Here is a 10187-nt window from a genome sequence, read left to right as displayed (position 1 = left end):
CATCGCGTCGAGCGCCTCGATCGGCTCGCCGTCCCGGATCAACGTCAACGTGGCCCCCCGCGCGGCGACCGCGACCACCGGCGCGACGGCTTCGCCGCCGATGGTGCTGTACGGGTGCCACAGGTGCGCAGCGTCGATCGCGCTGATCTGCCCGGGGGTCAACCCGGCCCTCGCCGCAGGCATAGTGATCGAGGGTAAAGCAGCCGAGTCGCACAAAATCCGCCCATCGGGGAGCATGGGATCCGATGGCTACGCCGCAAACCCCCGGTGAACCCGCCGCGGGCGCCCCTCCGACCGCGACCACCAATTCCCTGCTGGCCAATTACGACGACGAGGCGCCGCGGGTCATCCGGGTGCGGCTGGCCCCCTGGGACGTCGCCTGCACCGTCGCGCTGCTGGCGCTGCTCATCGTCCTGGCCACCGCGACGGCGTGGCCGGACCGCCTCTTCGGCTTCCTCGAGCACGTCTGCGCCGACGAGACGTGCGGGCCGGTGCCCTTCGGGGTCGACTACTACATCCGCCCGATCGTGTGGGGCGGCATCGGGGCTGCAATCGCCGCCGCGGTCCTCGGGCCGGTCGTTTCGCTCCTGAAGGGCTGGTACATGTCCTTCTGGCCGGTCCTGGCCCTCGCGCTGATCATGCTCAGCTCCCTCGTCGGCTCGCTGCTGACGGTGTTCAGCGAACGCTATTGGGCGTAGGCGCCGCCGCGCCCCGGTCCGGCCGGCGCCCGCGCGACTGAGACCCAAATCACAACTGCGCACCCGGATTTGGGCCGCCCAGTCACCGTCCGGTCACGTTCCGACAAAAAATCCCGCCGGGGCCTGGCGGCTAACAACTTCTGTTGTCAGAGTGGCTGCAGTGACTGATGTGAAAACAGGACCGCTGTTCACATCCGCAAGTGTCATGCAGCGGCGTCGGTCCCAACGGGGAGGCTGTCGCCCAGTCATGGAACGGCGGCGGACGCGCGAAGTCACCGCGCTGAGGCCAGTGAGCCCCTGAGAGGCCAAGACAATGAAACGCATCTACGCCTTCGCGATCGGTTTGGCGCTGTTCGCCGCACCGATGGCCGCTCCCGTGGTCGCTTCCGCCGACCCGGGCATCCGGCCGATGGACTACCAGCAGGCCGCCGACGTGGTGATCGCGCGCGGGCTGTCGCAGCGGGGCGTGCCGTTCTCCTGGGCCGGCGGCGGGATCAACGGCCCGACCCGCGGCACCGGGACGGGCATCAACACCGTCGGATTCGACGCGTCAGGCCTGATGCAGTACGCGTACGCCGGCGCGGGCATCAAGCTGCCGCGTTCGTCGGGGGCGATCTACCGGGTCGGCCAGAAGGTGCTGCCCCAGCAAGCGCAAAAGGGCGACATGATCTTCTACGGCCCCGAGGGCACCCAAAGCGTCGCGATGTACCTGGGCAACAACCAGATGCTCGAGGTGGGCGACGTCGTCCAGGTGTCGCCGGTGCGCGCCAACGGCATGGCTCCCTACCTGGTCCGGGTCCTCGGGGTCCAGCCGGCGCCGGTCCAGCAGCTGCCGCAGCAGGCTCCGGCGCAGCAAGCACCGGTGCAGCAACTGCCCGCGCAGCAGGCGCCGACGCAGCAAGCGCCGGTGCAGCAACTCCCGACGCAGCAGGCCCCGGTCCAGCAACTCCCGACGCAGCAGGCCCCGGTCCAGCAGGCGCCGTTGCAGCAGCAGTCCGGCCAGCTCCCGGTGCCGCAGGCGCCGGTGCAGCAGCTCCCAGCCCCGCAGGCGCCGCTGCAACAGGCCCCGCTGCAACGGGTTCCCGTGCCGCAGGCACCGGTCCAGCAGCTGCCGACGCAGCAACTTCCGGCACCGCAGGCCCCGGTGCAGCTGCTGCCGCCGCAGCAATCGCCGTTCCTCCCGCCGGCGCCCGGCACCGCCCGGTAAATTCCCCGGCTTTTCGGGGACCCCCGACCGCCGCCACCTGCTCCTAAACCGGAGCGGGTGGCGGTTTTCGGTAAATTAGCGATCGATCATGCCGATCCTGTCCCCGTCTCACCGACCGGTCGCGACCGCGGAACCGGTCGGTACGGCGGCGCGCAATTCGGGGTTCTACCGCTACGACCTGGACGGCCTGCGCGGCATCGCGATCGCGCTGGTGGCCGTCTTCCACATCTGGTTCGGCCGGGTCTCGGGCGGCGTCGACGTGTTCTTGGCGCTGTCCGGATTCTTCTTCGGCGGCAAGATCATTCGCGCGGCGCTGAACCCTGCCGTCACCCTGTCGCCGGTGGCGGAGGTGGTCCGGCTCGTGCGCCGCCTGGTGCCCGCCCTGGTCGTGGTGCTGGCCGGGTGCGCGGTGCTGACCATCCTGGTCCAACCGGAGACCCGCTGGGAGACCTTCGCCGACCAGAGCCTCGCCAGCCTCGGCTACTACCAGAACTGGGAGCTGGCCAACACGGCGTCCGATTACCTGCGCGCCGGCGAGGCCGTCAGTCCGCTGCAGCACATCTGGTCCATGTCGGTGCAGGGCCAGTTCTACGTCGGCTTCCTGCTGTTGATCGCCGCGTGCGCCTACCTGTTCAGGCGTCCGCTGGGCCGCCGGCTGCGCACCCTGTTCCTGGTGCTGCTGACGGCGCTGACGGTGGCGTCGTTCGTCTACGCGATCGTGGCTCATCAGGGTGACCAGGCGGCCGCCTACTACAACAGCTTCGCGCGCGGCTGGGAGTTGCTGCTCGGCGCGCTGGTCGGTGCGCTGGTGCCTGCCATCCGCTGGCCGATGTGGTTGCGAACGGTCGTGGCCACCCTGGCGCTGGCGGCGATCGTCTCGTGCGGGGCGCTGATCGACGGCGTGAAGGAATTCCCCGGCCCCTGGGCCCTGGTGCCCGTCGGGGCCACCATGCTGATGATTCTGGCGGGGGCCAACCTGCAGGGCGGCCCCGCCACCGGGAACCGGCTGCCGCTGCCCAATCGCCTGCTGGCGGCCGGGCCGCTGGTCGCGCTGGGCGCGATGGCGTACTCCCTTTACCTGTGGCACTGGCCACTGCTGATCTTCTGGCTGTCTTTCAGCGGGCACCGGCACGCCGGCTTCGTCGAGGGTGCGGCGGTGCTGCTCGTCTCGGGCCTGCTGGCCTACCTGACCACCCGGCTCGTCGAGGACCCGCTGCGCTACCGGACCGCAGGGAGGTCACCGGCGACCGCGCCCGCCTGGCTGGCGCGCCTGCCCAGGCCCACGATGGCGCTGGGGACGGCGATCGTGCTGCTGGGGGTCACGCTGACCGCGACGTCGTTCACGTGGCGCCAGCACGTCACGGTCCTGCGGGCCGCGGGCAAGGAGCTCAGCGTGCTCAACCCGCAGGACTATCCGGGGGCGCGCGCCCTGACCGAACACGTGCGGGTGCCCGCGTTGCCGATGCGGCCCAGCGTCCTGGAGGTCAAGGAGGATCTGCCGGTCTCCACCCGCGACGGCTGCATCAGTGACTTCGTCAACCCGGCGGTGGTGGCGTGCACCTACGGCGACGTGGCCGCCGACCGCACGATCGCGCTGGCAGGCGGGTCCCACGCCGAACACTGGCTGCCCGCTCTCGACCTGCTCGGCAAGATGCATCACTTCAAAGTGGTGACGTACCTCAAGATGGGCTGCCCGTTGTCCACCGAGGAAGTCCCGTTGATCATGGGCAACAACGCCGCCTACCCGCAGTGCCGGCAGTGGGTCGAACAGACGATGGACAGGGTGATCGCCGACCGTCCCGACTACGTGTTCACCACCACCACCCGACCGTGGAACATCAAGCCCGGCGACGTGATGCCGGCGACCTACATCGGAATCTGGCAGCGGTTCTCGGACAACAACATTCCGATCCTCGGCATGCGAGACACCCCGTGGCTGGTCAAAAACGGCCAGCCATTCGACCCGGCGGATTGCCTGGCCAAGAAGGGCGGCAGCCCCCAGTCGTGCGCGATCAAGCGTTCCGACGCGCTCTCCGACCGCAATCAGACCCTCGACTTCGTCACACAATTCCCGCTGCTGAAGGTGCTCGACATGTCCGACGCGATCTGCCGCGCCGACGTGTGCCGGCCGGTCGAGGGAAACGTGCTGATCTACCACGGCGCCCACCACCTGACTCCCACTTACGTACGGACCATGGTGGGCGAATTGGGCCGCCAGATCGCGGCCAATACCGGTTGGTGGTGACGCGCCCCGCTGCCCCGACCGCGGATAAGGTCAGATGGTGCCGACCGACAATCACGCTTCAGCAGCAGGCGTAGCTGGTAACCAACAGCCGAAACTGGCCACCGTCTGGCCGGGGAACCCGTATCCCCTCGGTGCCTCCTATGACGGCGCGGGGACCAACTTCTCGTTGTTCTCCGAGATTGCCGAGAAGGTCGAGTTGTGTCTGATCGACGACGCCGGGGGCCAGTCACGGATTCCCCTGGACGAGGTCGACGGCTACGTGTGGCACGCCTACCTGCCCAACATCTCGCCGGGCCAGCGCTACGGCTTCCGGGTGTACGGGCCCTTCGACCCGGCGGCCGGCCACCGGTGTGACCCGAGCAAGCTGCTGCTCGACCCGTATGGCAAGGCCTTCCACGGGGATTTCACCTTCGGGCAGGCGCTGTTCTCCTACGACATGAAGGCCGTCCACCCCGACGGTGACGACGCCGACCCCGGGACGCCGCCAATGGTCGACTCCCTGGGCCACACCATGACCAGCGTGGTGAGCAACCCCTTCTTCGACTGGGGCTCGGACCGTTCGCCGCTGACCCCGTACCACGAAACGGTGATCTACGAGGCCCACGTCAAGGGCATGACCCAGACCCACCCCGGCATCCCCGCCGAACTGCGCGGCACCTACGCCGGCCTGGCCCACCCGGTGATCATCGACTACCTCAAGTCGCTCAACGTCACCGCGCTGGAGCTGATGCCGGTGCACCAGTTCATGCACGACTCCCGCCTGCTGGACCTGGGTCTGCGAAACTACTGGGGCTACAACACTTTCGGGTTCTTCGCGCCGCACAACCAGTACGCGGCCAATCGCACCTCCAGCGTCGCCGAGTTCAAATCGATGGTGCGCAGCCTTCACGAGGCGAACATCGAGGTGATCCTCGACGTGGTGTACAACCACACCGCCGAGGGCAATCACCTCGGGCCGACGATCAACTTCCGCGGCATCGACAACGCCGCGTACTACCGGCTCGTCGACTCCGACCTGCGGCTGTACAAGGACTACACCGGCACGGGCAACAGCCTGAACCCGCGTCACCCGCACGTGCTGCAGCTCATCATGGACTCGCTGCGCTACTGGGTGACCGAGATGCACGTCGACGGCTTCCGTTTCGACCTCGCCGCCACGCTGGCCCGAGAGCTGCACGACGTCGACCGGCTGAGCGCGTTCTTCGACCTGGTTCAGCAGGATCCGATCGTCAGCCAGGTCAAACTGATCGCCGAACCGTGGGACGTCGGCGAGGGCGGTTACCAAGTCGGCAATTTCCCGGGTTTGTGGACCGAGTGGAACGGGAAGTATCGCGATACTGTGCGTGACTACTGGCGGGGCGAGCCCGCGACCCTAGGCGAGTTCGCGTCCCGGCTGACCGGGTCGTCGGACCTCTACGAGGCGACCGGACGGCGCCCCAGCGCCAGCATCAACTTCGTCACCGCCCACGACGGCTTCACGCTCAACGACCTGGTGTCCTACAACGAGAAACACAATCTGGCCAACGGCGAAGACAACCGCGACGGCGAAAGCCACAACCGCTCGTGGAACTGCGGTGTCGAGGGGCCCACCGACGACCCGGACATCTTGACTCTGCGCCGTCGCCAGATGCGCAACTTCTGGGCGACGCTGATGCTCAGCCAGGGCACGCCGATGATCGCGCACGGCGACGAGCTGGGCCGCACCCAGAACGGCAACAACAACGTCTACTGCCAGGACTCCGAATTGTCTTGGATGGATTGGTCATTGGTCGACAAGAATTCGGACCTGCTGGCCTTCGCGCGCAAGGTCACCACGTTGCGCAAGACCCACCCGGTATTCCGGCGCCGCCGGTTCTTCGAGGGTGAACCGATCCGCACCGGCGACGAGGTCCGCGACATCGCCTGGCTGAATCCCAGCAGCCGGGAGATGACGCACGAGGACTGGGGCGAGAGCATTCACAAATGTGTGGCGGTGTTCCTCAACGGCGAGGCCATCACCGCGCCCAACGCGCGCGGTGAACGGGTCGTCGACGACTCGTTCCTGTTGTGCTTCAACGCCGGCGAAGAACCCGTGGAGTTCGTGATGCCGAACGACGACTATGCGCAGGAGTGGACCGTGGAACTGGACACCAACCACCCGACGGGTGAGGCCGACCAGGTGGTGAATGCCGAAGAGAAGGTCTCGTTGCCCGGGCGATCGCTTCTGGTCTTACGTAAGACCATGTGACGCATGCCTTTTCCCATACTCTCGACCTACCGGTTGCAGCTGCGCGGTGAGGCCAGCGGGTTCGCGTTCACCTTCGCCGACGCGGAACGCCTGCTGGATTACCTGGACGAACTCGGGGTGTCCCACCTCTATCTGTCCCCCATCATGACCGCGGCCACCGGGTCGAATCACGGCTACGACGTCACCGACCCGACGACCGTCTCCCCCGAGCTGGGCGGCCGCGACGGCCTCGAGCGGCTGTCGGCCGCGGCGCGGGAGCGCGGCGTCGGCCTGATCGTCGACATCGTGCCCAATCACGTGGGAATCGACCAGCCCCAACAGAACGCATGGTGGTGGGACGTGTTGCGGCACGGCCGTTCGTCTGACTACGCAACGTATTTCGACATCGATTGGGACCTCGATGAGGACGGCCGCATCGTCCTGCCCATCTTGGGCTCCGACGACGACGCCGCAGACCTCCACGTCGACGGGGACCTGCTGCGGCTGGGCGACCTGGCGCTTCCCATCGCGCCCGGCACCGCCGAGGGCACCGGGCCCGAGGTTCACGACCGCCAGCACTACCGCCTGGTGGGCTGGCGCAACGGCGTGTGCGGCTATCGGCGCTTCTTTTCGATCACCTCGCTGGCCGGGCTGCGCCAGGAAGACCGCGCCGTGTTCGACGCCACCCACGCCGAGGTTGCCCGGTGGGCCGCCGAGGGACTCGTCGACGGTGTGCGCATCGACCATCCCGACGGGCTTTCCGACCCCTGCGGCTACCTGGCCTGGCTGCGAGAATCGGTTGGGCCGCAAACCTGGATCGTGATCGAGAAGATCCTGGCGGTCGACGAGGCGCTCGAACCCACGCTGCCGATCGGCGGCACCACGGGCTACGACGTGCTGCGGGAGATCGGCGGGGTCTTCGTCGACCCCAGCGGCGCGCCCGCGCTCACCGAGCTCGTCGAGTCGGCGGGTCTGGACTACGGAGCGGCGCCGGAGATGTTGGCGGAACTCAAGATCCGTGCGGCCACCGACACCCTCGCGAGCGAACTGCGCCGGCTGCGCCGCGCGATCGTGGCCGCGGCCGGCGACGACCACCCGCGGTTGCCCGAAGCGGTGGCCACGCTGCTCACCCACATCGGCGTCTACCGCTGCGACTACCCGGGGCTGTCGGCGATCATGCCCACGGCGCTGGCCGAAACACAGGCACAGTCACCGGAATTGGGGCCCGCGCTGCAGGTGATCGCCGCCGCGCTGGCCCCGGGCGGCGAGCCGGCCGTCCGGCTGCAGCAGCTCTGCGGTGCGGTGACCGCCAAATCAGTCGAGGACTGCTACTTTTACCGGGACGCGCGGCTGGTGTCGCTCAACGAGGTCGGGGGTGAACCGCATCGCTTCGGTGTCGGCGCGGCGGAATTCCACCACAGCGCCGCCACCCGGGCCCGGCTGTGGCCGCACACGATGACGACGCTGACCACCCACGACACCAAGCGCGGCGAGGACGTGCGGGCCAGGATCGGGGTGCTGTCACAGGTCCCGTCGCTGTGGACCGAGTTCCTCGCCCGCTGGGAGATCGACGCGCCCTCCCCCGACCCGGCGACCGGACAGTTCTTGTGGCAGAACATCTTCGGCGTCTGGCCGGTCACCGGTGAGGTCAGCCCGGAGCTGCGCGAGCGGCTGCACGGTTACGCCGAGAAGGCCATTCGGGAGGCGGCCTGGCATACCTCGTGGAACGACCCGGACACCGAGTTCGAGGACGCGGTGCACCGGTGGCTGGACGGTGTGTTCGACGGCCCGGTGGCCGGCCAGCTGACCGAGCTCGTCGCCCAGCTCAACCCGCACGCCGCCAGCGACGCGCTCGGCCAGAAGCTGCTCGCCCTGACCGTGCCCGGGATACCCGACGTCTACCAGGGCACCGAACTGTGGGACGACAGCCTGGTGGACCCGGACAATCGGCGGGCCGTCGACTACGCCGCCCGGCGGGCCGCGCTGAAGGCGTTGGAGCATCCCAAGATTCGGGTGGTCACGACCGCGCTTCGGGTGCGCCGCGCCCATCCGGACACCTTCCTGCGCGGCGACTACGTTCCCGTGCTGGCCAATGGCGACGCCGGCGATCACGTGCTGGCCTTCCGCCGGGGCTCCGACATCGTGGTCGCGGTGACCCGGTGGACCGTGCGCCTGACCGAAACCGGTTGGGGTAACACGGTGCTGGCGCTGCCCGAGGGCACCTGGAAGGACGCCCTCACCGGCGTCATCGCGGACGGGCCGACGGCGGCGGCCCAACTGTTCGCCGAGCTGCCCGTCGTGCTGCTGGAGCGCCACCATGACTGAATTCCGGGTCTGGGCGCCCAAACCGGAGCTGGTCCGGCTCGACGTCGAGGGCCGCGTGCACCCGATGACGCGCTCGGACGACGGGTGGTGGCACGCGTCCGTGGACGCGGCAGCGGACGCCCGCTACGGGTTCGTGCTCGACGACGATCCCACGGTGCTGCCCGACCCGCGCTCGCCCCGCCAGCCCGACGGCGTGCACGCCCGCTCGCAGCTGTGGGACCCGGCCGGCGCCGCCTGGACCGACGACGACTGGCAGGGCCGGTCGGTCGAGGGCGCGCTGATCTACGAGTTGCACCTCGGCACCTTCACCCTCGAGGGGACCCTCGACTCGGCCATCGAGAAGCTGGACTACCTGGTGGATCTCGGCGTCGACTTCGTCGAGCTGATGCCGGTGAATTCCTTTGCCGGAACGCACGGCTGGGGCTACGACGGGGTGCTGTGGTACAGCGTGCACGAGCCCTACGGCGGCCCCGACGCCCTGGTCCGGTTCGTCGACTCCTGCCACGCGCGGGGCCTGGGCGTCCTGATCGACGCGGTGTTCAACCACCTCGGCCCGTCGGGCAACTACCTGCCCAAGTTCGGCCCGTACCTGTCGTCGGCGAGCAACCCGTGGGGCGAAGGCATCAACATCGCCGACGCCGACTCCGACGAGGTCCGGCGTTACATCATCGGGTGCGCGCTGCGCTGGATGCGCGATTTCCACGCCGACGGGCTGCGCCTGGACGCCGTGCACGCCCTGGTGGACACGACCGCCATCCACATCCTCGAGGAGCTCGCGACCGAAACCGACTGGCTGTCACGACAATTGGGTCGCCCGCTGTCGCTGATCGCCGAGAGCGATCTCAACGACCCGCGGCTGATAACCCCCCGCGACCGGGGTGGTTACGGCCTCACGGGGCAATGGGCCGACGACATCCACCACGCGATCCACACCGCGGTGTCGGGCGAGCGCCAGGGCTACTTCGCCGACTTCGGCAGCCTGGCCACCCTGGCGCGGACGCTGCGCCACGGCTACTTTCACGCCGCCACCTATTCGTCGTTCCGGCGCCGCCGCCACGGGCGCCCGTTGGACACCACCGAGAACTCGGGGATCCCCGGCACCCGGCTGGTCGCGTACACCTGCACCCATGACCAGGTCGGCAACCGGGCGCTCGGCGACCGACCGTCGCAGAACCTGTCCGGTGGCCAGCTGGCGATCAAGGCCGCGCTCGCCATCGGAACGCCCTTCACCGCAATGCTTTTCATGGGCGAGGAGTATGCGGCGTCGACCCCGTTCCAGTTCTTCAGCTCGCATCCCGAACCGGAGCTGGCCAAGGCCACCGCGGAGGGGCGCAAGGCGGAATTCGCCGAGCACGGCTGGGACGCCGACGACATCCCCGACCCGCAGGACCCGCAGACGTTCCAGCGCTCGAAGCTCGACTGGGCCGAGGTGGACTCCGGCGAGCACGGCCGGCTGCACCGGTTCTACCGCGACCTGATCGCGTTACGGCACCGCGACCCCGACCT

At 68.7% G+C, this 10187-nt stretch carries 5 protein-coding genes and 2 pseudogenes; 6 read left to right on the top strand and 1 reads right to left on the bottom strand.

All coding sequences use genetic code 11. The features are described 5' to 3' along the window. Positions 1-183, bottom strand: a pseudogene (locus A9X05_RS30075) (adenosylmethionine--8-amino-7-oxononanoate aminotransferase BioA); the annotation flags it as partial. A gap of 62 nt (positions 184-245) precedes the next feature. Here A9X05_RS30075 and A9X05_RS22745 point away from each other — a divergent pair. From A9X05_RS22745 to treZ, 6 genes and pseudogenes are all read left to right on the top strand, one after another. Then, positions 246-698 carry a hypothetical protein gene (locus A9X05_RS22745; protein ID WP_067758281.1) on the top strand — a complete coding sequence of 151 codons (453 nt, stop codon included), beginning with the start codon at positions 246-248 and terminating at the stop codon, positions 696-698. 313 nt (positions 699-1011) lie between these two features. Beyond that, positions 1012-1671 (top strand): annotated as a pseudogene (gene ripD, locus A9X05_RS22740) (NlpC/P60 family peptidoglycan-binding protein RipD); the annotation flags it as partial. 322 nt (positions 1672-1993) lie between these two features. Beyond that, positions 1994-4150: an acyltransferase family protein gene (locus A9X05_RS22735; protein ID WP_067758268.1), complete on the top strand. Its 2157-nt coding sequence runs from the start codon at positions 1994-1996 to the stop codon at positions 4148-4150. 34 nt (positions 4151-4184) lie between these two features. After that, positions 4185-6377: a glycogen debranching protein GlgX gene (gene glgX / locus A9X05_RS22730; RefSeq protein WP_067784183.1), complete on the top strand. Its 2193-nt coding sequence runs from the start codon at positions 4185-4187 to the stop codon at positions 6375-6377. A 3-nt stretch (positions 6378-6380) separates the two neighbouring features. Continuing rightward, positions 6381-8681, top strand: a complete 2301-nt coding sequence (gene treY / locus A9X05_RS22725; RefSeq protein WP_067758263.1) for a malto-oligosyltrehalose synthase — start codon at positions 6381-6383, stop codon at positions 8679-8681. Further along, positions 8674-10187 (top strand): malto-oligosyltrehalose trehalohydrolase (treZ, locus tag A9X05_RS22720; protein WP_067784181.1); only part of this gene is annotated, 1514 nt, incomplete at its 3' end. The genes treY and treZ, both read left to right, overlap by 8 nt.

This window comes from Mycobacterium sp. E3298 (genome assembly GCF_001666895.1).
GTDB lineage: Bacteria > Actinomycetota > Actinomycetes > Mycobacteriales > Mycobacteriaceae > Mycobacterium.
Note: the sequence above shows the minus strand (reverse complement) of the source record. Positions and strands in the feature narration are given on the sequence as shown.